This window comes from Sphingomonas sp. Leaf242 (assembly GCF_001422045.1).
Lineage (GTDB): Bacteria > Pseudomonadota > Alphaproteobacteria > Sphingomonadales > Sphingomonadaceae > Sphingomonas.
In genome coordinates this window covers 98,517-121,164 of record NZ_LMLW01000008.1, presented here as the reverse complement: position 1 = coordinate 121,164, position 22,648 = coordinate 98,517, and the positions used below count along the sequence as shown (strand labels likewise).

Sequence of the window (22,648 nt, the reverse complement as noted above, 5' to 3'; positions counted from 1 at the left end):
GAGAATAGCGTGGCAAAGCTAAAGAAGGGTGCGAACGGCAACCCGACGAAGAGCTTTTTCGTGCGTATGATCACGCGCGATATCACACTTGAAGACTGCATTCTCGACCTCATCGACAACAGCATCGATGGCGCTTGGAAGGCAGAAGGAGGCCGTCCAGCGAGCTTGGACGAAGAGGCCGATCTTTCCGCCTACAAAATAGATCTGGTCGTTAAGCCGAACGAATTTTCGGTGACAGACAATTGTGGTGGCATTCCACTGTCGGAAGCGCAGGAATATGCCTTCACGTTTGGTCGGCGTGATGTCGACGAGGGTGATGATTTCAGCATTGGCGTTTATGGAATCGGCATGAAACGCGCGGTGTTCAAGATGGGTCGCGACATTGCCATCACCAGTACCTATTTCGACGAAGACCAAGATGCATTGGATGCGTATCGCGTTCCTATCGATGTCACCGAATGGCTAAAACCCCAGAACGAGGCAGATTGGGATTTCCCGATTTACGAGGCTAAGGCAGGCGCGGTCGCTGGGGTTCACCTTGTAGTTAAAAATCTCACCTCAGAAACTTCTGCGGAGTTTGGAAGCCCCAACTTTTTACGCGAACTTAAGAAGATTCTTGGGCGAGACTACACGCTTCACTTGCATTACGGACTCAAAATCACGCTCAATGGCGCTGCCGTTACAGGCGCCTCTTTGTTACTTCGTAGTGGCGGAGACTATCAGCCGATCCGAACGAAACGCTCAATCGATGTAGGCGATGGTAAAGTCCAGATAGAGATCATCGCGGGAATGGGCGCACCGCCCCCGGAAACAAATGCCGCGGACGAGGCGAACGGCGACGAACGCTGGGGATGGTATGTCATATGCAACGGCCGCGTTGTACTCGCAGGCGATAAAACTGCCGCCGCCGGTTGGGGCACGGAAGGTTGGCCGCAATGGCATGGTCAGTACAACGGCTTCATCGGGATCGTGCTGTTTAGTTCGGCCGATGCCGAATTGCTCCCGCTCACGACCACCAAACGAAGTATCGATACTACCTCAACTGTTTTTCGATCGGCGCGGCCGAATATGCGCGACATAGCAAAGCAGTGGACTCAATATACCAATGTTCGTAAACCAGTCGTTGTAGAAGCTAAAAAGCTGGAAGACGCGACTATTGCTATTCCATTCTACCAAATACCTATGCGTGCCAAGATGAGCATGGCCCAAATGGCAGACATACCTGTCAAGCCAAAGCAGGCCGTTGCAAATATTAGTTATACCGTTTCGGTTGAGAGGTATCAGGCGTTGGCGGCAGCGATGGGCGACGCGTCCATGGCCTATCGCGAGATTGGAACGCGTACTTTCGAATACGCGTACCTTGACTATGTTGGCCGCGACTGATGTCCAGCGATACGAAGGCATCGTTTGACAAAGTCAACTACAGCTTACGCCCTAGTAAGAGCATCGAGCGAGCGCTGGCTTTCGACGGTCTGAAGAGACTGCAGAATGCCATGGATACTTTTGATCAAGTTTACTTGGGGTTTGGATCAGTTTGGTTCAGCGACTTTCAAATTGCGCATAAGAACTTGGGTATCAAGGATATGGTATCGATGGAGTCAAACGATATCGGATTTGCTCGCGCAAAGTTCAACCTTCCGTATCGCACGGTGCGAATAGTCAACAAAAAATCTAACGATGCCCTTCCTGATCTTTACCTTGACGCGTCTATTTGTGACAGGCCTTGGATAGTTTGGCTGGATTACGACTGCGCATTCAACTCGGACATCGTCGATGATATCCGTTCGGTCGTAGAGAACGCTCCCCCCAACAGCATTTTGTTGATAACGTTCGATGCGTCCGATGATCGAAAGAGTTATGCGCTACCGAAAGATCGGAGGGCCATACTGGAACGGCTATTTAGCAAATCGCTACCCGAGTTGACGCGCGACGACGTCGACCAAGGCCTTCCGGAAACTATCGCGCGACTTACGACCGAACTGATGATCTCCGCTGCGGTCGAGTCCGGTCGCCCTGGCGGCTTCATTCCCGCATTCAATATGATCTACCAGGATACGGCGACCATGGTCACGATCGGCGGCGTACTTCCCAAACCAGGCGCGTCATCTTCGGCTCGCGCTGCTATATCCTCTCCCGGTTGGCCAGCCGCGCCCGAAATGCGAATCGTCGCGCCTCATCTTACCGTACGCGAAGCTGCAGTCTTGCAGTCCCAGTTGCCGCGCCCTAAAAAGTTAACCCGGGCTGCGGTAAGGAAGCTAGGATTCGATCTTCAGGAAGATCAGCTATCTTCCTTCGAGCGATATTATCTTCATTATCCATCGTTTGCGCAAGTTTCTTACTGAGGTTTAACTGATTTACCGTTTATTAGCGCTGCTAGCAGCGAGTTTAATTGCACGGGACATTTCGTCTCGCACTCCCAAACCGTAACGACGCGCCAACCCGCGCTTTGCAGTTCAGTGGTAACTCGCGCATCTCGCGCCACGTTCGCATCGAACTTGGCGCTCCAAAATTCGATACGCGATTTTGGCATCGATGCTTTGCTACATTCTGAGTGCCGGTGCCAGAAGCACCCGTGGACGAATAGCGCGACGCGGTGCTTGGCGAACACAAGATCGGGTTTCCCCGGCAGATCCTTTCGATGCAGTCTGAAGCGCAGACCGGAAGCGTGGGCAGCGCGGCGCACCCGCATCTCTGGCGAGGTGTCTTTGCCTCGCACCTGCGACATCAACCACGACCGCCGTTCCGGTGTGAGTCTATCGACCAGCGCTCTTCCTTCGCCGGGCCGCAAGCTTACTCGTTTTCATAGCGGGACTGCGGAATCTGCCAAGAACGACGACCCCCGCTCGGTGCCGCGTAGCCTCGGCTGCCTGAACCAACTCAGGCGTGGGCTCAGGTTCGAACTCCACTTCTCGTGTCGGTTCCGGCAGGTACGCATGTCCGTCCTCACGAAGACGCAGGCCAAGTCGTTCGCGAATGGCTTCGAAGACGACGCGCGCCATGATCGGCGAAACGCTGTTCCCGATCATTCGAAAGCTGTGCCAGATCGTCGGATGAAAGACGTGCGCATCCGGGAAACCTTGCAGCCGTGCGGCCTCCCTAACAGTGATGACGCGGTCGAGCGTCGGATGGATCGGCCGTACAGACTGGAACGATCCCTTTTCCACGCCAGTACCGGCACGCAGCGTAGGGCACTGACCCGCCGGATCGAGACGCGGGTGGCGCCCGATCTTATCGTACTCGCCCGGTTTTACTGCGGCGAAACGCTCGAGGACGGAGGCAGTGTGGGTGGTTGGCAGATGTCCGGTGAAGATGCCGTCCTTAGACCGAAGACGCTTGGCGTAGTCCGACGCCTCGGCTTTCGGATCCAAACGCCAGCGATCGATCGACAACGACTTCTTGAGGGGCTTCACGCCAACGGCCCCGACGATATCGCCGATAGCGTCGGCTACCGTAGCCGGCGCGGCAAGATACGGCGTCATATGATCGAGGGTTAGCGGCGTTCCGCGCTCCTTGCGGATACCGATCACGAACATGCGGTGGCGCTTGGTAGCGGCGCCGAACTTCGACGCATCCCATACAACGGGGCCGAGAAGGTCGTAATCGTCCTCGACGGTCTTCAAAGCCAAGTCGAGCACGGGCCTGGCCCCCGGATACGCTAGGCCGCGCACGTTCTCCATGACGAAAAACGCGGGTTTGAGTTCTGCGACGATCCGGAAAAAATGCCCGAGCAGTTCACGGCGCGGATCGTTCGGGTTCCGCTTGCCGATCTCGCTAAAGCCCTGACAGGGTGGCCCGCCGAACACGCCGAACACCTTGCCGCCGGCGTGGAGCTCGATTTCCCTGCCTGTCAGCTTTCCGACGTCCCGCTTTCGGAGCTTGGTATCCGGAAAGTTAGTGCGGTACGACGACGTGAGGATGGGGTCGATATCGTATGCGACGGCGACCTCGAATCCCGCAGCATGCGCGCCGCGGGAGAATCCTCCGCTGCCGCAAAACAGTTCGATAAGTTTCATTTACGTCACGACCCCGACACGTGGCGACCGCCATCATAGCGCGCGTTTACCGTTCTGACGATCGTCAATCGGATTATATTTGGACATAAATTGGGCCGCCTAAGAAATCGTGTCTAGCCAGCGGCTTCCAGCTTAAGCTTGGTCGTATAGCCTCGGTCGCCAAGGCTGTGCGATACCTCGCCGACGATCCACGCGACCGCGTCGATTTCGGGTTTGTAGCCGAGGACCATCATCTTCTGTTCGGGCGAAATGTCCGGTCGGCCGAGCGCGAGGCTCAGATCCAGTGAGACCGGTTCGCGCTGTGCGCGGCTGTGCGCCGCATTCGCAGCGGCGCTGGCATCGGCCTCGGTGCCGTAGACCTGCGATAGCTTCTTGGCGCCGTCGACCTTGCCTGCGGTGATGGTTTCGCGCTTGCCACCCTTGCGATCGTGCCAGGTGGCGGACACGCCGGGGACGTCGTCGCGCTTTTGGCGGCTGAAGTTGTGCGTGTCGCCGTCGTGCCGGTTGATCGTCAATGCCGGCAGCGCGCGCCCGGCCGGGGTCGTCGCTTTCCCGATCGGGGAAAGGATCAGCCGCCCGCGCTTGATCGTGGCAACGGCATCGTGTTCGCGCCCTAGGCGGCGCAGGAAGGCGAGATCGCTCTCCCGGCTCTGTGCCTTGCTCTTGACTACAAACGACGCCAGCGCGGGCGCGCAGCTCGGTTTCAGCCCGTGATGCTTCGCTACCTCCTCAACGATCGCGCCGAGCGTCGTGCTATGCCAGCTCTTCTCGCGCCTCGTCTTCAGGTCGCTGGTGAAGTCGACCGACCGCGCGCGAATCGTGACGACATCGGGCGGGCCGGAATGCGCGACCTCGTCCACCTTGAAGCTGCCCTTGTCGACCAGGCCGATCTTGACGTCGCTGCCCTGTTTCCAGCCAAGGTGCACGGTCAACACCGCGCCGGTCTTGGGCAGCGCCAAGCGCCCGTCCGCGTCGGACAGAACGATATCGAGCTGGTCGGCCGCTTCGCCGCGTTTTTCGGAGATCGACAGGGAGATCAGCCGCTTGCGGATCCTGCCGTCGACTGCAGCGACGTCCTGCTGCAGCGTGCCGGTCAGATCCTTGCCGTCGAGCGTGACGCGGACGTCGGGAATGTTGGCGATCATGACGCGTTCGCCTGGTCGTCCACGCGGAGAAGGTCGATGCTGAATTCGATTTTGCGCGGTCGACCGTCTGGGCCGAGTTCCTTCAGCCCCTCGTCGATCCCTTCGATCACGAACGCGCCGTAGACCTGCCCCGCGCCGTCGACGACCGACCAGGCGGTGCCGGTATTGGCCATGTCGCGCAGCTCGTCGAGCGACGCGCGACCGTCGCTCAACTCGGCATGCGCAACGCCGCGCAGAGAGATCGTCTCAGTTCCGACGCCGACGAACTGTGTCGCATCCCGCGCGCCGATCCGCGGCGAGGTCGCGTGGATCCACGACGATCGCCTCTGCAGCTCGTCATGGACGATCGTGGGGATCGAGAAGGCGAACATTCCAATAGCCAAAAGCATTCCCGTCACTCCCAGTCCGGTTTGTCGGCGAAGGCGGAACGGCCGTTCGCTGCCTGCTCACGCTGGTGTTCGGCGAGCGCGTCCCGAACGGCCTTCGCGATGTCTTCGGCGCTCTGCCCGGGTGCGCCGTAGACTTTGATGGTGATCGGGGCCGGGGCGGCGAGCGGTGCGCTCGCACGCAAGCCGTTCGACGGCCCGCCCGCCGGCACGCCCGTCGCCATGGCCGGCACGGCGGTGCCGACTGCGATAGCCGCGGTCATGCGGCGCGACAGGCTATCGAGACGCCGCACCGGTTCGCCGGCACCGCCGTCAATGCCGTTCGACAGCCCCTCCATCATGAACCCGCCAAAGCCTGCGAACACGCGCGAGGGCGAATGAATGCCGAGCTTCTCTTTGAACCAGGTCGCGGCCGACGATGCAGCGCCGGTGATCGACGCCTTCAGCTGCCCCAGCATGCCGGTGATACCGCCGATCATACCGGCGATGATATTGCGCCCGAACTCGCCGAAGCGCGCCGGAAGTGCCGAAAACCACCCGAGCGCGCTGCCGACGATCGCCTTCAGCCCCGCCCAGATTCCGGCAAACCAGCCGGTGATCGCGCCCCAGTTCGAGTAGATCGCGTAGACGCCGATCGCGAGCGCAGCGATGCCAAGAACGATCGCCGCGGCAATGCCAATGATCGGCAGCAACGCCATCTCGGTATAGGTTGCAGCCGCGGCGAACAGGTACATCGGCCCGACGATACCGGCGAGCGCGATGGCGCCGATCCCCAACACGATGAACAGCGCCGACAGGCCGCCTGCGAACAGCACGATCCCGCGGGTCAGCGCCGGGTGCTGCTGCGACCAGGTGGCAAGCCGGTCGGCGAACGCACCGGCGCGCTCGAGGACGACATTGACGGTCGGCAGCAGCGTGTTGCCGAGCGAGATCGCCAGCGCCGCGGCGTTCACCTTCAGCGCCTTGGTCTGCTCGGCCGAGTCCTTCATGCGCTCGGCGAAGTCGGTGTCGGTAGTACCGTTCGCCGCCTGCGCCTTCGCACGGATATCGCGGTATTCTTTCAGGTTCTGAATAATCGGGCGCTGGCCCTGCTGCACCTGGCTGTCCTCGAACAGGAAGCCGAGCTTGCCGAGATCTCCCTTGGTCGCCTTCTTCGTCAGCTCGGCAATCGCCTCGAGCGGGGTCTTGCCCTCGGCATATGCCTTTTTCAGCGCCTTCGGCAAATCGATGCCGAATTTCGAGAACGCCTTGATCGTCGCGGGGGACGATATTTTCTGAATGATGTTCGACACGTTCGTCGCGGCCGACGCCGAATCGCCGGCACCCTTGCGCGCGATCTGCAACGCAGCCGCCAGATCCGCGACAGCGCGCGTGCCGGTCTGCCCGAGCGCCTGATAGCCGGCGGTAAGCGACGGGAACGCGCCCGCCATATCCTTGATCTCGAACGCGCCTGCCTTGCCCGCCTCGGCCATGATATCGATGACCTTGCCGGTCTGCGAGATCGGCACCTTCAGATTGTCGTTCGCCGCAAACGCTGCGGCCGACAGATCGTCGATCTCCGCCTTGTACGCGGTCGCCGCGCGCCCGATCGGCTTCATCATCTGCGTGGCCTTGGTCGGATCCAGACCGAAGCCCGACAGCGTGTCGACGCCCTTCTGCAGATCCTCCGGCATCTGGTTCGCCGCGCGCGCCGCGATCAACAGGCTCGCGCCCATCTTGTCCGCCTGGACGCGCGTCAGGTCCGCCTTCTGCGCGATGTCGGTCATCCCCGACTGGAACGCCTGCGCCTGCTCGATTCCGCCGAGGATCGGCCGCGCCATGACCATGCCGGTGGCGAGCGACGCCGCACCGCCTGCCGCCATGCCGGTGGCGAGCCCCTGGCCGCGGGTGAAGCGGTCGCGGGCGGCGCCGAACCGGCGCTGGCGATTGCTGGTCTCTTCGAGCTGGCGCGACTGCTCCTGCAGCTCGCGGTTCGTCTGCATCGCGTCGGTGCGCAGGCGGCGTTCATGGCCCGCCAGATCGTTGACGTCGACGCCGGCCGTATGCAGGCGCAGGGACAGCTCCTGCAGGGCGCGACCGTCCAGATCGTGCTGGCGGGTGAGCTGCTGCTCCTCGCGTTTCGCCCGTTCGAATTCGCGCGTCATCGCGCGGGTAGGCGTAGCGGTCTGCTCGATCTCCTGAGCGAGGCGGCCGACCTTCGTCTGCGCCGACTGCATCGCCTGCTCGGTCGTGCGCAGCCCCGCCTTCAATTCGCGGAAGCCTCCGACGTCGGCCTGCGCGCGCTCGATCTCTTTCAGCTTGTCGCGGGTGAGCTTCAGCGCCTGCGCGGTGCGCGAGGATCCGTTGGCGATATCGCGAAGGGGGCGGGTAACCTTGTCACCCGCCTCCAGCAGCATACGGATACGAAGATTGCGATCGGCCATGCGTCAGCTTTCGGGATTGTGGCGCTTGGCCGCTTTGGTCCTCCAGCCCATGAGTTCGCCGAGCGGCATCGCGCTCATGACCTCGGGGGACCAGTGAAAGACGAGGGCGATATCCGCCATCGCCTCGCCTACGTCGTTGGGGAGGCCGCATCCTTCGCGGACTTCGGCAGCAAAAAATCCATGACCTCGCCACCGAGCTGCATGAAGTCGGCCGGGTCGAGCTGGCCGATGTCGTGCTTGGTGAGCTGCGGCGTGGTGATGCGCGGCAGCAGTGTTTCGAGCGCGGTGTAGTCGAGCTGCGACAGCGCCATCATGGTGGTGCCGCGAAGCTCGCCCGAGGCAGGCTTGCGGACCTGGACGGATTCGATAGTCGCGTTGCCGACCTTCAGAGGAAAATCGAACGTGACGATACGCAGGCTGGTCGAGCTGCTGAGGATGGCGGTCTCGGTCATGGCATGGGTCTTTCGTGGATCAGGGCCGCGGTTCGGCCGGGGAGGTTTTGGCGTATGGGGCGTCGGCGGGACGCCCCAGCGCGTTAGGAGTTGAGGGCGTTGCGGATCGCGGCTCGGCGATCGACACCGCCGACGATCAGCACGCCGTTCAACGGATCGGCTTCGATCAGCGTCTCGCCGTTCCAGGTGAGCTTGTAGTAGGAGAGCGCGGTCTTCACCTTGAACTCGCCACCCTCGCCGGGCTTGATCTCGCCCATGTCGATCTCTTCGTGACGGCCCCGAATCACGACCTCAATCCGATCGACATCCCCGGTATCGTCCTGCTGCCAGGCGCCGGCGAAGCGGAGCTGCACGCCCGCAATGTCAGTTTCACCGTACTGGCTGAGAACGTCCTTCATTGGTCCGCCAAGCGACCATTCCATCTCCATGGCGTCGCCGCCCATGTCGATCTTTACGGCCGAGTCCATGCCGCCTCCGCGCCAGTCCTCGAGCTTACGGGTCAGCTTGGGCAGAGTGACGCTTGCCCACTCGCCAAGGTATCGGTTGCCGTTGTTGAACAACTGGCCGTCTTTGAATTTGCGGGGCAGGCCCATCGCGTTTCTCCGTTACGAAAAGAGGGTGAGGTCAGGCGGTCGCCGCGAGCTGCGCGAAGTCGGCCAGATATTCGTCGGTGATCTGCTGCTCGAGCCCGAGGCATTCGAGCGGATAGACCGGCGTGTAGCGGTAGCTGATCGCGAGCTTGCCCATCTTGAGCTGCGCGGTCGGGTTCTTCGCCGCGTCGAACCACGCCTCCGCGCCGAGGATGTACCCGCCCGCCTTCAGCTTGCGGAATGCGGCGTTGATCTGCTCGACGATGTCGCGCGCTAGGCTCGGCAACAGCGGCTTGTCGATCGCCCACAGCACGCCCGCCACGATCGAATCGGCGAGGACCTGCGCGGTGCGCGTCGCGCTTTCGAACGTGAAGGCATCGTCGGCAGGTGCGCAGGTATGGTTGCCCCAGAAGCGCAGCTCGCCGTTGATGCGGACGATCGTGGTAATCTGCGCGGCGTTGATGATGTTCGCGTCGGCGTCGGCGTCCTGCAGATCGAACTGGACGTCCTTCGTCAGGCCGTCGACGCCGACAACGGGCACGTTCGACAGCGTCTTGTGGAAGCCCTGGTCCTGATCGATCGCGGCGCGCAGGCCGAGCGCGCGTGCGACGGCGAAGCTCGGCACGTCGGCACCGTTCGCGCCGAGCGGCGCGGTGAAGTCCGGCCAGATCAGCATCAGCTCGCGCTGGGTGAAGTTCCCGCGGTACGCGACGATGGCCGTGCGATCGGCACCGACCGCGCCGGCATAGGCCATGCCGCGCAGCCGCTTGGCGACGGTCGCCAGCCCGATCGCGACCGCCTTCGTGTCGAGACCGGGTGCGCCGATGATGCGCGGGCGATATCGAACCTGCGCTTCGGCCGCGAGCAGCGCCTGCATGCCGGTCTTGATGCCGGCGACGTCGGCGCCGATGACTGCTGCGTCCGTGGCCGCGGCGTCGGCGCCGGGTGCGACGCGGACGATCACGACCGGGCAGCGCACCTGATCGGCGATGGCGAGCAGCGCGCCCTTCATCGTGCCGGTTGCTCCAGCCGCGGCGATGGCGTCGGCGATCGTCATGGCCGAGGTCGGTGCGCCGACGAGAACGGGCGTGTTGAGCGGGAAGACATCGGCCGAGGCGGCGGGTGCGGTCACGACCAGGCCGATGACGGCGGTACCGATCGTCGTGATCGTGCGCGAGACACTGGCGGTCTCCTTTACGCTGATCCCATGGATAAACGTCATGCGTAGTCCTTTCAGGCGGTGAGCGCGGAGGCCGCGCGGACGGGAATGGTGAGGTCGAGCGTTGCGATCGGGGCGGCGACGTCGACGCGCCTGCTGACGATCCGGAGGGCAAAAGAGCCGGGTTCGGCACCGCTACCGAGGCCGATGCGCGAGACGCGCACGCGCCGCTCCTGCCGCATGATGGCGAGGGCGGTTGCCGCGAAGATGCGGATCCGGCCCAGCTCGTTCATCGGCTGATCGAACAGCTCGGGCAGTTCGCTGCCGTATTCGCGTCGACCGATGCGCGTGCCGAGCGGCGTGCCAAGGATATCGGCGATCGACTGGCGGATGTGATCGGCACCGGCGAGCATTGCGCCGGTGTTGCCGTCCATGCCGTTCATCGCGGCGGCCCCGAGAATGCCGCGCCCGCCTGGACGCCGGTATGCGTATGGTCCTTGAGGCTCTTGCCCGCGCCGATCACGTCGCCGTCGGCTTTGACGTAGCCGGTGACGTGCAGGTTGCCGCGTAGATAGATGTCGTCGGCGCGGACCTCGACGTAGGATCCTGCCGGCAGGTCGGCGATCAGATAGTGACCGTCCGGATCGTACAGGATCCGCGCGCCGTCTTCGAACTCGATCAAGGTGGATCCGTCGTTTGCCGGGTGCGGGTTGGCGTCGGAGCTGAGACTGCCGATAACGAACCCGCGCGCCGTGTCGGCTTCGGGGCAAAGCACGGCGACCTGTTCGCCGACCGAAGGCGGCGACCATATCTTCGTCTTGCCGACGCGGGCGGCAAGCCAAGGGATATCGCCTGTGGTCAGATCGTTGGCGAACTCGACGCGGCACGTTGCGGACGCGAGATCGACGGACACGACGGTGCCTTCGCGCGCAAGGTCGCCAATGAGGCGTTGAACGTCGGCAGGGTCGGACATGCGCGCACCATGGCAATGCGGATTCGCAAACGTCGCGTGCCGGGTCTTGTAGAGAGGCTCTCTACAAGACCCGGCTGTTCGTCAGCCCAGCAGCGCGCCGAGCAGGAACAGCGTCATCTGTCCCTCGCGCAGGCCGAAGCGGTTGCCGGCCGGTAGCGCCACGCGCTCGCCGGTCTTGACGTAGTCCATGCCCTTACCGCGCTCTGGCGGGCCGCAGCGCTCGGTCATCACGTCCTCCATCACGTCGTCCCACTGGTCGTAGCAAAGGAACGCGTAGGGGGCGCTGCCCGGCCGACCGTCCGCATCGAGCGGATCCACGAGGCCATGTTCGGCCATGATCGCCCAGACCCGCTGCGCGCGCGCGCCATAATGGTAGCGGGCGTCCGCGCCGCCCTTGCCGGCGATGGCGTCGTTCCACTGGTAGAAGCCCAGCTCGGCGACGATCGCCCTGGCGGCGAGGCGTTCGGCGCGAGTCATAGCACCGCGCCACGTCTTCTCGCGTTCGTCCGACGTGTTGATTATGCCGGTGCCGGCATACAGGACCGAGGCGCGCAACGCGGGAGTTCCGAGGCTGTAGACGTTATCGACCGCGGCTGCGAAATGCCCCGCCGCCTGGACGGTCCAGCGGTTGGTCGCCCCGGTGCAAAGATGGAAATCTCCGGCGAACACGTTGCCGACCTGAAAGATCGACTCATGCCCGCGGATGAACTGCATGCCGGATCCGATGCCGCCCTGCTCGATATAGTTGTCGCCGTTGCTGGACGTCAGCAGCAGTGCCCGTCCCGACGCGACGATATTCACCTGGCCGGGCATCGCAAGCGTCACTCCCGTGGCAAGCGCATCACCCACATAGACCATCCCGGTGGCGTCGCGCGTCAGCAGGTCGGGAACCGGGATATAGCGTTCGGTGGCGGGCTCTTCGTTGCGCCGGGCCACGACATATGAAGCCGGATAGTCGGCCTTATCGAGCGGGAGTGCCCCCGCGCCCCCGGCCAGCGCTGGCGACAGCGCAGGCAGGTCGTGGAAGCGGACCCCGAAGTCGCTCGCGACCTTCGCATATTCGGGAGTTTCGATGTTGAGAGCAGTCACCGATCCGGCCTTGCCGTACCAGTCGATCGTGCCCGTGCCGTCCGCGTACAGCGCGAAGACGTACGGCCCGCTGGCGCGCGTGGCGATCACAACCGCTCCGCCCTGGATGGTGATCTTCGCCTCAATCCCTGCGAAGATACCGACGCCACCGAACTCCCCGCCGTCGATCGTGACGTTGGCATAGGTGGCGAGGACCGCCTGCGGCGACGCACCGTTGTCGAAGAAATGGTCCGGCATCGCTTTCGTGCGGATGATGCGGTAATCGAGGATCTTCCTGCCGACGTTTTTCGGATTGCCTACGCCCTGCGGATCGGGGTTGATGGCGGTGATCGCGAACTGCCCGCCGCTGGTCTGGAAATCGCAGTCGATATTGATGATCGTGCCGCTGTCGACGCCGTCCGCGATAGCGTCGAGTACCGCAGGCGCGGATCCACGAAACCCGCACCGGATGCGACGGATCTGCTTTACACCGGAATAGGTGTGGAAGCCGCACTCCATGTAGACCGATGGCCCGCCGTCGATCGGATCCTTGTAGCCCCAACAGTCGATATTGTCCTGCGTCAGGCCGAGCCCGGTTTCCTCGAAACAGGTGTCGCCGTTATAGGCACGGCAGTCTTCGCGGATGATCGCTTGCGGCGTTGGTCCCGCGTTCCCCTCGGAGCCCGCGCAGGTATAATGCGAGTATCCCCAGCTGTTGTAGACGTCGACGCGCAAGACGCGGACGTAGCGGCTGTTGCGGCGGACGATCAGGCCCGAGCAGCGGTTTAGGAGCTGCTGTCTATTGTCGGCCGGCAGGCCCGCATAGCCCGAGCGCTGGCAGTTGACGAAGAAGTCGGAGAACGACCCGCTATCGTCGTCCTCGCTGTAGATGCCGAACGTCGGTCGGACCTGGTTGCCGACCAGGGGGATGCGGTGGAAACCGCACGTCGCCCGGTTGAGGCCCCACAGATGCTTCCCGCTCGGCTTGCGGATATCCTTGCCGAACCAGTGCTGCCGCGTGACGAACAGCGTGGTGATCATCGGCGCATTCAGCGCCGCCTGAATCGCCGGCTGGTCGTCCGTGCCGATCGCGACGTTCTGCGCGATGGTCGTGACGGTGAGCGCGGCACTACCGAGTGCGCCGATCATCGGCGTGGTGACGTTCTGCTCTTGGGAGAGCTGCCATCTGGATGCGTCGGCCGCCTGAAACCACCAGACGTTCTGCCCTGCCGCCGGGAGCGCACCCATAGTGGCGGTCCAGCGGTCGTACAGCGCGCCGCCCCCGTCGCCGTCGGTGTTCCAGCCGGTGGTGCGGATGCGGACGATGCCCGCTGAGAAGGACATGCCCCGCGCGGCAACGTTGGTGCCGACCTGGCTGGCATCGCCACCGGGATCGCCTCGGTCGCCCTTGTACCAGTCGACGAGGAACGGGACCATCAGCCGCGCCAGCGCCGCGAAACCGATCTTCGCAGCGCGACCGCCTTTAACGACCGGAACCGTCTCGGTGCCATCGGCTACCGTCATCACAGGAAGGGCGGAAATCTTCGCCATCGTTCAAACCTCGATTGGGAAATTGGGAAACACGGGGCGGATCAGTGACCGCGCGCGAACCAGCGAAAGCCGCCGGCCGCGTCGGCGGTCGGGCTCTTGTGATTCTGTGCGTAGAGCTGCGCACTGGCGGCACCGAGCGACACTTCCTGCACGGTCGATTGACCGTCGTTCGACTGGCCGCTGTTGATGATCGTCGCGAAGATCCCGTCGCAGACGGTTGGGAACGGCCAGGGGAAATTCAGCGTGAACGCGGCCTCGCTGACCGGTAGCGCGGACACGCCCGTCATCTCGACGCTGCCATCGGCAAACCGCCGGTAGCGGCTCGCGCCTTCCGACTTGACCTCGACCAGATAGACGACGCCGGCAGCGGCGAGCGCGGCCGGCGTCGCAGCGACGTTGCCTGCGCTGCCGGCGAGCAGCTGCCCGGCGGTCGCGGCCGGGACCGAGATCGTGATGTCGGTCGTGAGCGCGTTTCCGCCGATCGCGAGACCGGCCGTATCGACGCGGCGCGCCAGCGGCACGCGCGCAAGAATCGAGGCGATGATGTTGACCAGGCTGGATGGCGTGAGCGCCTTGGTGGTCAGCTCGCCGGCATCGGCCTCCTCCGCAGTCGCGCGCGGGACGTCGATGGTGATATCGGCGTCCATCGTTCGACCGCCGGTTGCCAGGCCGAGCGTGTTGATGCGCCGACCAAACGGAACGACGTTGGCGAGCGTGACGAGGATGTTCGCCAGGCTGGATGGCGTGAGCGCCTTGGTGGTCAGCTCGCCGGCATCGGCCTCCTCCGCAGTCGCGCGCGGGACGTCGATGGTGATATCATCGTCGAGCGTTCGACCGCCGGTCGCCAGGCCGGTCGTGTCGATGCGCCGACCAAATGGAACGACGTTGGCTAGCGTGACGAGGATATCGGCGAGCCGAGCCTTGAGGCCCATCGGCGTCACCGCGCGGGACGTGTCGACACCGTCGATCGTCTCGGCGTCGGTCGCCAGCTCGACCACGCCTTTCGTCGTCGACGTCGCGGGCGGATTGAGGAAATTGGTATCGCCGAAGGTGACCGCCGCGACATTGGCGGCGGGAAACGCGATATCGACCGCCAGCATGTTCGACGCGCCGACCGCCTTCTGCATGATGCGATCGGCCTGGCCGTAGACCGCGAACAGCGTGCCGTCCGACAGGTAGAGCCCGAAGCCGCGAAAGCCGTAGGTCACCGCTTCGTCATCGCGCACGATCAGATGCACGACGTTGTCGCCGACCTGCGCGCCCGAGACCGTCGCGATGCGGCGAAACTCGCCGGGGAGCGCGGTCAGGGTCGGCGCGACGACGATCGCGTTATCGGTCAGGCCGATCGCGGAGACGCGGAGATCCGCGCCGTTGCCGAGCTGCGCCGCGGTGAAGCGCGCGAGGCCGGCATTGGTGAAGGTGAGCGTCAGGGGCATCAGGGGGCGTCCTCGAAGAAAATGCCGAAATCATCCTCCAGCGGTTCGCCGTCCTCGGTCTGGAGGTAGGCATCCCATGGCGCGGCCGGGGCGGCGGCGAGCGTGACGTCCTGACGGAGCGACTGCGTGGCGCGCACCGCGCCCATGACGCCGACCGCGCCGGCAACGGCGAGCAGCTGCACGAACTGGAAATGCTCGCGCAGCGGCTTGGTGCGCGACACTTCCCGGATGACGGCCTCGGCGAAGGCGGCGGTCGCGCGCGTACCGCCGGGCGCGGCGCCGTCGACGGTCAGCGGCAGGATGACTTCGAAGGTGTGCGGCGTGGCACGCGGTGTCGCTTCGAACCATTCGACGACGTGCGCGAGCTGGTCGAAGCGCCGCAGTGCGATCTCGACCGAGACGCGCGTGCCCTTGATCCGGTGCAGCGCGATCGATTCGGCGACCGCCTGGCGCTTGACCGCCTCGGACCAGTCGGCGTCCCAGCTATCGAGCGACAGGCCCCAGCCAAGCCACGGCAACCAATCGGCATCAATTGCGGCGGGATCGAGCAGCGTGTCGATCGGCGCGGTGACGTCGCTGATCCGCGCCGTCGCCGCCTCGATCGCGCGTTCCAGCGGCGTTGCGTTCGGCGGTAGTAGCGTCACGACGCGAACCCGCCGTGCGAGACCGCTATGGCGATGCAGTTGGCGGCTTGCGTCGCATCGCACACGACGTCGGCGTCGAGATCGAGGTCGACACGGTGCACGCCCGCCGGGCTGAGAGCCGCGGTGAGACCCGACCGCGTGATGGTTCGGCCGAGCTTGCGATTGACAGCAAGGAACGCCGTGAGTGCGATCCGCGCGGTCGCGACGATAAGGTCCGGATCCGGGCCGGCGAAGGTGACGAGACGCGCGGTGACCACGAACGGTACGATGCGGGCCGACGCGACGGTAACGAGATCGCCTAGCGGGCGAATGGCGGGATCGTTGACGATGGCAGCGACCTTCGCGATCAACGCGGCGGGCGCAGTGCCGTCACCATCGCGGTAAAGCACGGACACGAGGACCTCACCGGGTGCCGGGCTGATCGCGCTGGCATCGAGGACGTCGGCCGACGCGTCCTTCGCGTGCTTGACGTAGGCCAGCTCGGGGCCGGCGACAGAGAAACCCTCGGGCGCGAGAACGATGCGCTGGCGCAAACGATCGTCGTCTTCGTAGATCGCGGCTGCGCCCGTCGTCGGGTTGGCTGGCGTGACGATCTGGCGGGTGACGCCGACCAGGGCGGCGAGATGATCGAGGCGTGCGCCGGTCGCGTAGGCGACGAAGAGCTGCAAAGCGCCGTCCTGAAACGCCTGCCGCACGATCAACTCGCGATAGGCGGCGACGTGCAGCACCTTCACCGCGGGATCGCTGTCGACCGTCGCGTCGAAAGCCGGCAAATCTACGCGCAACTTGGCGATCATCTGGTCGACGATCTGGTCGAAAGACAGTTGCTCGACGACGATCGGCGCAGGAAGGCTCGACAGATCGACGGTGGTGGAGATGGCGGCCATGATCCGGCCATGTCGTCGCGGTTGCGACGGCATGGCTATGCCGCGCTCTTGTAGAAACGCTTTCTACAAGATCAGCGCGCGGTGACCTGAGCGAGAATGAGGTCGAGGATCCGCTGCTGTTCTGCTTCCGTCAGTCCGAGCAGGACGCGGCGCGCATAACGGACTTTCGCCTGCCCCGGTGCGGGCGCATCCGACAAACCGTCCTGATGGATGCTCGCGATCCGCGACGCCCGGCCGGCGAAGCCGACCCATGCTTCATCCGCGTTGCCGCCAGCCTTCAGGCTTTTCGCCATCCGGAGTTTGCGGAACATCTTCTGCTGCCGCAGCCGGCCCTTTTTGCCGCGATCGGGCTTGGGGCGGCGCGAGACGAACGCCGCGCCGTCAGGGTCGCGCTGGGCCGCGATGCGGTCGGACTGGCTCTTGCGGATCTCGCGGCCGATCGAGCGCATGAGACGCGCTCGCTCGGGCGCTGCCGTGCGCAGCAGCAAATCCCGGCATAGCTGCTCGATCGGCGCGAAGTCGTTCATCGCGTGACCGTCTCGATCGTGCCGGCGACGTCTTCGATCAGACCGGCCCATAGCTTGGTGCCGGTCGGGACACCGTCAAACTGATCGAGCATGACGGGTTCGGGTAGGTGCGTGACCTTCAGTCCTTTCGCCTGCTGCTCGACACGGACCAGTTCCGTCAGGTTGATCGAGATCGTGATGTCGCACGTCTCGGCATCGAGCAGATCGGACTGGAACGTAAATGGCTTGCGGTCGCCCTTCTCGAACAGATCGGGCTGATTTGCCGCGATCCACGCCAGGACCGGCACCAACAGTTTGTCGACGCTGGCGGAAAAGTCTTGCACCCACAGCGATGCGGTGTAGCTATATTCGAACGACAGCGACCCCGCGCGCACGGCGACATCGCCCTTATCGACAAATATCTCCATCTTCTCCGGACTGTTCCTGATTTCGGGAACAGATACGAGAAGGTGCGTTCGCAGGCTATCGAGCTTCTTCATGACGATATCCAAATTGGCTGTTGGCATGGTACGGGGACAGCGTCGCGGCGTCGGTCTGCCTTGGTGAGCGGCGCTGCGACACCCGACCCTATTGCGCGGTATACCGCTGAAGCGTCTGCGCCTCGATGTCGTAGCCTGGTCCGGTTTCGTGGACGCCGTCAGCCGTCAGGCCGTTGCTGACCGCGCCAACGCGACCGCCGAGCAAAGCTTCATCGTCCTGGAACGCGCAGCCGTTCGATGCCGCGAGCGTCACCAGCGCCGACTTCCACTGCGTGCGCGTCGCGTCGGCCCCATAGGACGGTGACGTTCCCCCGATCGACGGCCATTCGAGGATGCAGTCGCCGGTCAGCTTCGCCCTGGTGATGATCGCCTGAAGGTCTGCAACCGCCCCAGTCTTCGTCGGGGTTCGTGGTTCCGTCACCCAAGCGCTCCTGCATCACCGCGACCGCTAGGTCCCGGCGCTTAGGAAGCCTGTCCTTCTCGGCAGCGTCGAGAGCCGCAGGAATCCCGCTGAGGGTCAGGTCAGTGCAATAGACCGGCGCGCCGGCCTGCTGACGCCACGAGGCCGCCAGCGAGCCGGCATCGAAGGCATCTAGGCCGGTATCACTGACCAGTTTCATCGTGATCTGCCGATCGCGCTCACGATCCGCTGCAACGGGAATGGCGATCCGGTCTGGTGTACCTGCCGGCTTGCCCTTCTTCGCAAGCGACGCGGAGCCGATCGCGTTCCATGCCTTTGCGATCGGACGGTCCAGTTGCTCAGCCACCCACAGGCTTTCGACCTTTCCGTCTTCGATCACCTGGATCTTGGAGTCCCGGAACGGGTAATAGTTGGAGGTGTCGATCACGACCGTCTCGTCAGGCAGGCGTGCCACCAACGGTGCAATATCGGCGATACGGTTTAGAGGTATCGAGAGGATGACGACCTCAACGTCGGTCAGCGCGTCCTCCGTCGTTACGGCGCGGGCACCGGCTGACAGGAGTTCGGGATCAATCGTCTCGGGCCCGCGCGAGTTGGCCACCTTCACTTCATGGCCCGCCTCGCTCAACCTGATGACGAGTGTCTTGCCGATGTGCCCTGTCCCAAGAATGCCGATCTTCATGCGTCGTTCCTCTGCGATCATTGCTTCGCACCGGGAATTATGGTCAGGTACCAGAAGTGGCAAGAACCTACCGTAAGGTGGGTAACCCACCAAAAGGTAAGTTAGCCATGCAGCGTGACTGGCAGTGCGAGGATCCACAGCAGCAGTTGGTCTGGGCTGCCGCGACAAGCGAGGCCCTCCGCGTCCTGGAGGGCAAGTGGAAGATGGTGATCATCTTCCAACTGTTTGCCGCACGGGCGCCTTTGCGCTTCTCCGAGCTGGAACGACGTGTCGAAGGCGTGAATCAGAAAATGCTGATCCAACAGCTAAAAGAACTGGAGAAGGACGGGATCATCACCCGGACGATCTATCCTCAAGTTCCGCCCAGGGTCGAATACGCCTTGAGCGAGATAGGCTTGGCGCTCGGGCCGTCTATTGAAGCCCTTATCGATTGGACACTCATGCGGCGCGAGACTGAGACGTCGGCTAGATCGGAAGAGTAAGGGTAGCTGTCACTTTAGACGTCAGCTTGTTCGATCGAAGCACCAAAAGCGGATGGCCGCTTTCCTCTCCCATCACGGAGTTCGCAAGCGGATAGCGGTGCGGTCTGCTTGAGGCGCGTCCGGGGCAAGCCCCCCGTTCGATTATCTCATTTCTAAGCTGATAGGATGAACGATGAACAAGTTGATACAGGCGCGAAACACCGCGCTTGACCTAATGACCCGTGCCCTCGAACTGCTCGACGGGATTGGTGAGGACGAGGCGGCGACAGACCTGCAGCAAGCGATCGATACGCTTAATGGTGCGCATGAGCCCAAAACTTGCGAAGAGAGCGAGGCCGCGCTCGAAACACCTGAGGTCCGGATTATTCTCGAGCGTATGGATAGGCGAGCCAACATGAGGTGTCAGGTTTGTGCCACTATCCCTGCTGCTAATTCTTTGGGCGTGTAACGATCACAAGAGACCCAATAGCTTCGACGGCAAACCGAGCGAGAAGAAAGCAGCGCCCTACAACGGCCTGCCGGAGGACGAGCAGGGGAGATAGCAGGCCAGAGGACTGGCCTTCATCGCTGAAGGCCAGTTCGAGGCTACTCTCCCGCGTCGTCAGCGTTGCGCTTGCGCGGTGCGGGCTGGGCTGCCCCTGCCTTGGCTGTGCTCGCCTGACCAGGTTTGCGGTCCAGGTCGATCCTTTTCGCCATAGCGCGGCGGCTTTCTGAGTATCCCGAAGCGACCATTGGGTAATCGGCTTTTAGATTGTAGCGCTCGCGATATTCGGCGGGCGTCATGCCGTGCAAACCGATTTTTTTTGTCAGGACGGCCAGCCTGTTCGCCAAATATGTTAGTGTGCGTCGAGTGGCGTTGGTGTCGCGCAGGGGGTGGCCTTCGGCGGACTCCATGCTTAGCGAAACGGTAAGATTACTCGGGCATCAAGATCGCTGTCGCAATAGCCGGAGGGCGCGGAATGTTGAGAGCAGCCCTGCGCGCCGTCATCGTTGGCGTTTCGGTCGGAACGATGCTGTTCGGCCTGTTCTATGCAATCAATGCCATGAGCCTGCGACAGCCTACCGCGGCGATGGTCAACCATGTGCGCCTTGCCTTTCGTCACGGTGACCTCGACGAGGACGATTATAAACGCGGCGATACCCGTCTCGGCGAACACCAGTTCAACGATTGCCTCATCTTGGCGATGGCGATCGACCATCGCGCCGAGGACCGCGATCTGCGCATCAGTACTTCGCACGCATTCCCACGAATGAACGACGGGATGTGTCGGAATCTGGGAATTGTCGCGAAAGACGGGTTCGGCGCGAGGCCCATCGTCTTCTACCACAATTACATCCATGGCCATGTGACGCTGACCCGGTTTCTGCTGCCTAGGCTCCGTCTCGATCAGATCAGGGCGTTATACAAGGCGATCGGGATCGCACTCGTCGGGCTGGGCCTGATCCTCGGGCTCTGGCAACTGGCGAAAGGTCGCGTGCAAGGTGCGTTCTGGGCGCTGATGTTCTTCGTGTTAGGCCGCTGGTTCGGACTGGAAGCCTTTGGCCAGTCGCTAGGACACGGGCCAAGCGACATCGTGTTCCTTGGCTATGCATTGGGACTGGCATTCGCATCGGCGCGCGGCGGCGTGGGCACGCGAACGCTCGTCGCGTCGGCGGCGGTTTACGGCGGGGCGACGATCATCTTCGAGCTTCTGACTGGCGGCATCCCACTTGGATTGGCCCTCCTCATCGGAGGATTGCCGTTCGCCTGTGCCGATGGCGTACGCATCGGCCGCACCGTGCTCCTGAGCGTGTTCGCCTATTGCAACGCAATCATCACGTGTTGCACCATAAAGCTGCTCCTCGTCGCGCACGTCTTCGGTTGGGGAACGGTGATGCGGATCGGCGATCAGGGTGCGCAGCGGATCGCCGGCGTTCCTGCAACCGAGACTGCAATCCCGCTCGGCATTACGGCGTGGGTGTCGCGGATCTGGGGACAAATGACGGGACTGGCATCGGGCATGGCGCCGCTGACGATGCTAGTCCTGGAGACCTCCGTCATCGCGGGCATCTGGGGCATCGTCACGATCCGCAGGCGCAGTGGCGGGACGATCGGCGTTCCCCTCGCCTGCTTGGCTCTTTCCAATGCTCCCATCGTGCTTTGGATGGCGGTGTTCGCACAGCACACGATCGTGCACGCATGGTTCATGGACAGGATGTTCGCTTGGACGATCGCTACGGGTGCTGCGATTTTCATGATCGCGGTAGGCAGCCTCCATGGCACGCGCTGGTTGGAAACTCATGCGTTCCGGAAACCCGCATTTCGGCTAGATGATGTCGCCACGTCTAATAGCAGCTAGGTGTTTAGTCCCGGCATCTGGTGGATCGGATCGACGATGAAACTGTCCGGCTCTGACGTCCAGATTTTAGCGATGTATTCGTAAGGCGTGAGGCCACTGAGCGTTTTGAGCCGACAGGCGAAATTGTAAGCCGCCATGAAGTCGGCGAGGTGCACCCTTAACTGCTCGTGGCTTTCATAGTGGAAGCGTTTGACGGTCGCCTCCTCGATGGTTCTGTTCATCCGCTCGACCTGACCGTTGGTCCACGGGTGGTTCGGCTTGGTCAGCCGATGCTCGATGTCGTTTGCTCCGCAGATCATGTCGAAGCGCATCTGCCGTGACCAGGCGCTGTTACGTTTGCGCGGCTGGTTGGCGATACGTTTGCGCGGCTGGTCGGCGAACTGGATGCCATTGTCGGTCAGGATCGTGTGGATCCGATACGGCACCGCTTTCAGCAAGTGTTCAAGAAACTCCCACGCCGTTCGCCTGTCAGCCTTGTCGACGAGCTGGGTGACCGCGAATTTACTCATGCGGTCGATGCCGACGAACAGGTAGAGCTTGCCTTCGGCAGTCTGAACCTCGGCGATATCCATGCGGAAGAAGCCGATCGGGTAGCGCCTGAAGCGCTGTCGCTTCGGCTTGTCCCCCTCGATGTTCGGTAGACGGGATATGCCATGACGCTGCAGGCAGCGATGCAGCGCTGACCGTGTCAGATGCGGGATCGATGGCTGTAACGCATAGAGGCAATCGTCGAGCGGCAGTAATGTGTGACGCCGGAATGCGACGCCGCGCCTCCTCGGCTTAGGCCAAGGTCGTTAAGTGAGGGGCCTTCGGCCCGGTCTTCAAATCCTCGACCGTCGCCCGCTTCCGCCATTTCGCCACCGTCTTTGGGTTGATCCCCAGCTCTCGGCTCAGCGTCGAGAGCGAAGCTTGCGATCGCTGTATTGCTGCTCTGACGGCGTGCGTGGTCGTGGCGCTCCCGTGACGAATCTGTCCCATGTGGCTTCCTTCC

At 63.0% G+C, this 22,648-nt stretch carries 25 protein-coding genes and 1 pseudogene; 5 read left to right on the top strand and 21 right to left on the bottom strand.

What is annotated here, in order from left to right; all coding sequences use genetic code 11:
* Positions 1 to 9 precede the first annotated feature (9 nt).
* Together ASF09_RS08385 and ASF09_RS08380 are read left to right on the top strand one after the other, a co-directional pair.
* Complete coding sequence (locus tag ASF09_RS08385; protein ID WP_200912552.1) at positions 10 to 1,383, top strand: ATP-binding protein; 1,374 nt, start codon at positions 10 to 12, stop codon at positions 1,381 to 1,383.
* Positions 1,383 to 2,342: an O-methyltransferase gene (locus ASF09_RS08380; protein WP_060525825.1), complete on the top strand. Its 960-nt coding sequence runs from the start codon at positions 1,383 to 1,385 to the stop codon at positions 2,340 to 2,342. Before ASF09_RS08385 ends, ASF09_RS08380 begins: the two co-directional genes overlap by 1 nt.
* Here ASF09_RS08380 and ASF09_RS19745 read toward each other — a convergent pair.
* From ASF09_RS19745 to ASF09_RS08295, 19 genes are all read right to left on the bottom strand, one after another.
* Entirely contained in the window at positions 2,336 to 2,725 is a 390-nt protein-coding gene (locus ASF09_RS19745; protein WP_235529797.1) for a very short patch repair endonuclease, read from the bottom strand. The genes ASF09_RS08380 and ASF09_RS19745 overlap by 7 nt on opposite strands.
* Before the next feature lie 28 nt (positions 2,726 to 2,753).
* On the bottom strand, positions 2,754 to 4,013 hold the full coding sequence (locus ASF09_RS08375) for a DNA cytosine methyltransferase (protein ID WP_082444194.1): 1,260 nt from the start codon (positions 4,011 to 4,013) through the stop codon (positions 2,754 to 2,756).
* A gap of 113 nt (positions 4,014 to 4,126) precedes the next feature.
* Complete coding sequence (locus tag ASF09_RS08370; RefSeq protein ID WP_060525824.1) at positions 4,127 to 5,158, bottom strand: contractile injection system protein, VgrG/Pvc8 family; 1,032 nt, start codon at positions 5,156 to 5,158, stop codon at positions 4,127 to 4,129.
* Positions 5,155 to 5,547, bottom strand: a complete 393-nt coding sequence (locus ASF09_RS08365; protein ID WP_060525823.1) for a phage tail protein — start codon at positions 5,545 to 5,547, stop codon at positions 5,155 to 5,157. Before ASF09_RS08365 ends, ASF09_RS08370 begins: the two co-directional genes overlap by 4 nt.
* A gap of 5 nt (positions 5,548 to 5,552) precedes the next feature.
* The gene (locus tag ASF09_RS08360) at positions 5,553 to 7,967 is read right to left on the bottom strand and encodes a phage tail tape measure protein (RefSeq protein ID WP_060525822.1); all 2,415 of its coding nucleotides are present in this window, start codon (positions 7,965 to 7,967) and stop codon (positions 5,553 to 5,555) included.
* Positions 7,968 to 7,970: 3 nt separating this feature from the next.
* Positions 7,971 to 8,087 carry a GpE family phage tail protein gene (locus tag ASF09_RS08355; protein WP_060525821.1) on the bottom strand — a complete coding sequence of 39 codons (117 nt, stop codon included), beginning with the start codon at positions 8,085 to 8,087 and terminating at the stop codon, positions 7,971 to 7,973.
* A gap of 8 nt (positions 8,088 to 8,095) precedes the next feature.
* Positions 8,096 to 8,419 (bottom strand): phage tail assembly protein, encoded by a 324-nt coding sequence (locus ASF09_RS08350; protein WP_060525820.1) that lies wholly within the window; start codon positions 8,417 to 8,419, stop codon positions 8,096 to 8,098.
* 83 nt (positions 8,420 to 8,502) lie between these two features.
* A complete protein-coding gene (locus ASF09_RS08345; protein ID WP_060525819.1) occupies positions 8,503 to 9,012 on the bottom strand; it encodes a phage major tail tube protein in 510 nt (169 codons plus the stop codon).
* Positions 9,013 to 9,043: 31 nt separating this feature from the next.
* Positions 9,044 to 10,231 (bottom strand): phage tail sheath subtilisin-like domain-containing protein, encoded by a 1,188-nt coding sequence (locus tag ASF09_RS08340; protein WP_060525818.1) that lies wholly within the window; start codon positions 10,229 to 10,231, stop codon positions 9,044 to 9,046.
* A gap of 11 nt (positions 10,232 to 10,242) precedes the next feature.
* Entirely contained in the window at positions 10,243 to 10,602 is a 360-nt protein-coding gene (locus ASF09_RS08335) for a GPW/gp25 family protein (protein ID WP_235529757.1), read from the bottom strand.
* A 5-nt stretch (positions 10,603 to 10,607) separates the two neighbouring features.
* The gene (locus ASF09_RS08330; RefSeq protein WP_060525816.1) at positions 10,608 to 11,141 is read right to left on the bottom strand and encodes a phage baseplate assembly protein V; all 534 of its coding nucleotides are present in this window, start codon (positions 11,139 to 11,141) and stop codon (positions 10,608 to 10,610) included.
* Between the two features lie 81 nt (positions 11,142 to 11,222).
* Positions 11,223 to 13,760, bottom strand: coding sequence for a tail fiber domain-containing protein (locus ASF09_RS08325; protein WP_156359290.1), 2,538 nt, complete (start codon positions 13,758 to 13,760; stop codon positions 11,223 to 11,225).
* 41 nt (positions 13,761 to 13,801) lie between these two features.
* Positions 13,802 to 15,196: a gp53-like domain-containing protein gene (locus ASF09_RS08320; protein WP_060525814.1), complete on the bottom strand. Its 1,395-nt coding sequence runs from the start codon at positions 15,194 to 15,196 to the stop codon at positions 13,802 to 13,804.
* Positions 15,196 to 15,840 (bottom strand): phage tail protein I, encoded by a 645-nt coding sequence (locus ASF09_RS08315; protein WP_060525813.1) that lies wholly within the window; start codon positions 15,838 to 15,840, stop codon positions 15,196 to 15,198. Before ASF09_RS08315 ends, ASF09_RS08320 begins: the two co-directional genes overlap by 1 nt.
* Positions 15,837 to 16,727 carry a baseplate assembly protein gene (locus ASF09_RS08310; protein WP_060525812.1) on the bottom strand — a complete coding sequence of 297 codons (891 nt, stop codon included), beginning with the start codon at positions 16,725 to 16,727 and terminating at the stop codon, positions 15,837 to 15,839. The genes ASF09_RS08315 and ASF09_RS08310 overlap by 4 nt, the downstream gene beginning before the upstream one ends.
* Before the next feature lie 71 nt (positions 16,728 to 16,798).
* Positions 16,799 to 17,254, bottom strand: coding sequence for a phage virion morphogenesis protein (locus ASF09_RS08305; protein ID WP_060525811.1), 456 nt, complete (start codon positions 17,252 to 17,254; stop codon positions 16,799 to 16,801).
* The gene (locus ASF09_RS08300) at positions 17,251 to 17,733 is read right to left on the bottom strand and encodes a phage tail protein (RefSeq protein ID WP_162237244.1); all 483 of its coding nucleotides are present in this window, start codon (positions 17,731 to 17,733) and stop codon (positions 17,251 to 17,253) included. The genes ASF09_RS08305 and ASF09_RS08300 overlap by 4 nt, the downstream gene beginning before the upstream one ends.
* Positions 17,734 to 17,821: 88 nt before the next feature.
* Positions 17,822 to 17,986 (bottom strand): hypothetical protein, encoded by a 165-nt coding sequence (locus ASF09_RS20255; RefSeq protein WP_156359289.1) that lies wholly within the window; start codon positions 17,984 to 17,986, stop codon positions 17,822 to 17,824.
* Entirely contained in the window at positions 17,943 to 18,857 is a 915-nt protein-coding gene (locus ASF09_RS08295) for an NADPH-dependent F420 reductase (protein ID WP_082444192.1), read from the bottom strand. Before ASF09_RS08295 ends, ASF09_RS20255 begins: the two co-directional genes overlap by 44 nt.
* Before the next feature lie 86 nt (positions 18,858 to 18,943).
* Between ASF09_RS08295 and ASF09_RS08290 the strand changes: the two genes are divergently transcribed.
* Positions 18,944 to 19,318 carry a winged helix-turn-helix transcriptional regulator gene (locus ASF09_RS08290; protein ID WP_060525809.1) on the top strand — a complete coding sequence of 125 codons (375 nt, stop codon included), beginning with the start codon at positions 18,944 to 18,946 and terminating at the stop codon, positions 19,316 to 19,318.
* Positions 19,319 to 19,490: 172 nt separating this feature from the next.
* Positions 19,491 to 19,766 (top strand): hypothetical protein, encoded by a 276-nt coding sequence (locus ASF09_RS08285; protein WP_060525808.1) that lies wholly within the window; start codon positions 19,491 to 19,493, stop codon positions 19,764 to 19,766.
* 137 nt (positions 19,767 to 19,903) lie between these two features.
* Here ASF09_RS08285 and ASF09_RS08280 read toward each other — a convergent pair whose 3' ends face one another.
* Complete coding sequence (locus ASF09_RS08280; RefSeq protein WP_082444191.1) at positions 19,904 to 20,212, bottom strand: MucR family transcriptional regulator; 309 nt, start codon at positions 20,210 to 20,212, stop codon at positions 19,904 to 19,906.
* Between the two features lie 65 nt (positions 20,213 to 20,277).
* On the opposite strand from ASF09_RS08280, the gene ASF09_RS08275 reads away from it, so the two are divergent.
* On the top strand, positions 20,278 to 21,657 hold the full coding sequence (locus ASF09_RS08275) for a hypothetical protein (protein ID WP_060525807.1): 1,380 nt from the start codon (positions 20,278 to 20,280) through the stop codon (positions 21,655 to 21,657).
* On the opposite strand, the pseudogene ASF09_RS08270 reads toward ASF09_RS08275, so the two are convergent.
* Positions 21,654 to 22,635: pseudogene (locus ASF09_RS08270) on the bottom strand (IS481 family transposase). The gene ASF09_RS08275 and the pseudogene ASF09_RS08270 sit on opposite strands and share 4 nt — an antisense overlap.
* Between the last annotated feature and the right edge of the window lie 13 nt (positions 22,636 to 22,648).

Bases quoted from the DNA above. Each gene is read 5' to 3' on its own strand.
- ASF09_RS08350 (WP_060525820.1), bottom strand. From the start codon at position 8,419: ATGACCGAGACCGCCATCCTCAGCAGCTCGACCAGCCTGCGTATCGTC.
- ASF09_RS08365 (WP_060525823.1), bottom strand. From the start codon at position 5,547: ATGCTTTTGGCTATTGGAATGTTCGCCTTCTCGATCCCCACGATCGTC.
- ASF09_RS08310 (WP_060525812.1), bottom strand. From the start codon at position 16,727: ATGGCCGCCATCTCCACCACCGTCGATCTGTCGAGCCTTCCTGCGCCG.
- ASF09_RS08280 (WP_082444191.1), bottom strand. From the start codon at position 20,212: ATGGAGTCCGCCGAAGGCCACCCCCTGCGCGACACCAACGCCACTCGA.
- ASF09_RS08320 (WP_060525814.1), bottom strand. From the start codon at position 15,196: ATGCCCCTGACGCTCACCTTCACCAATGCCGGCCTCGCGCGCTTCACC.
- ASF09_RS08335 (WP_235529757.1), bottom strand. From the start codon at position 10,602: ATGGACGGCAACACCGGCGCAATGCTCGCCGGTGCCGATCACATCCGC.
- ASF09_RS19745 (WP_235529797.1), bottom strand. From the start codon at position 2,725: ATGTCGCAGGTGCGAGGCAAAGACACCTCGCCAGAGATGCGGGTGCGC.
- ASF09_RS08330 (WP_060525816.1), bottom strand. From the start codon at position 11,141: ATGTCCGACCCTGCCGACGTTCAACGCCTCATTGGCGACCTTGCGCGC.
- ASF09_RS08345 (WP_060525819.1), bottom strand. From the start codon at position 9,012: ATGGGCCTGCCCCGCAAATTCAAAGACGGCCAGTTGTTCAACAACGGC.
- ASF09_RS08305 (WP_060525811.1), bottom strand. From the start codon at position 17,254: ATGAACGACTTCGCGCCGATCGAGCAGCTATGCCGGGATTTGCTGCTG.
- ASF09_RS08275 (WP_060525807.1), top strand. From the start codon at position 20,278: ATGTTGAGAGCAGCCCTGCGCGCCGTCATCGTTGGCGTTTCGGTCGGA.
- ASF09_RS08300 (WP_162237244.1), bottom strand. From the start codon at position 17,733: ATGAAGAAGCTCGATAGCCTGCGAACGCACCTTCTCGTATCTGTTCCC.
- ASF09_RS08290 (WP_060525809.1), top strand. From the start codon at position 18,944: ATGCAGCGTGACTGGCAGTGCGAGGATCCACAGCAGCAGTTGGTCTGG.
- ASF09_RS08360 (WP_060525822.1), bottom strand. From the start codon at position 7,967: ATGGCCGATCGCAATCTTCGTATCCGTATGCTGCTGGAGGCGGGTGAC.
- ASF09_RS08295 (WP_082444192.1), bottom strand. From the start codon at position 18,857: ATGATCGCAGAGGAACGACGCATGAAGATCGGCATTCTTGGGACAGGG.
- ASF09_RS08375 (WP_082444194.1), bottom strand. From the start codon at position 4,013: ATGAAACTTATCGAACTGTTTTGCGGCAGCGGAGGATTCTCCCGCGGC.
- ASF09_RS08285 (WP_060525808.1), top strand. From the start codon at position 19,491: ATGAACAAGTTGATACAGGCGCGAAACACCGCGCTTGACCTAATGACC.
- ASF09_RS08325 (WP_156359290.1), bottom strand. From the start codon at position 13,760: ATGGCGAAGATTTCCGCCCTTCCTGTGATGACGGTAGCCGATGGCACC.
- ASF09_RS08380 (WP_060525825.1), top strand. From the start codon at position 1,383: ATGTCCAGCGATACGAAGGCATCGTTTGACAAAGTCAACTACAGCTTA.
- ASF09_RS08355 (WP_060525821.1), bottom strand. From the start codon at position 8,087: ATGGCGGATATCGCCCTCGTCTTTCACTGGTCCCCCGAGGTCATGAGC.
- ASF09_RS08340 (WP_060525818.1), bottom strand. From the start codon at position 10,231: ATGACGTTTATCCATGGGATCAGCGTAAAGGAGACCGCCAGTGTCTCG.
- ASF09_RS08370 (WP_060525824.1), bottom strand. From the start codon at position 5,158: ATGATCGCCAACATTCCCGACGTCCGCGTCACGCTCGACGGCAAGGAT.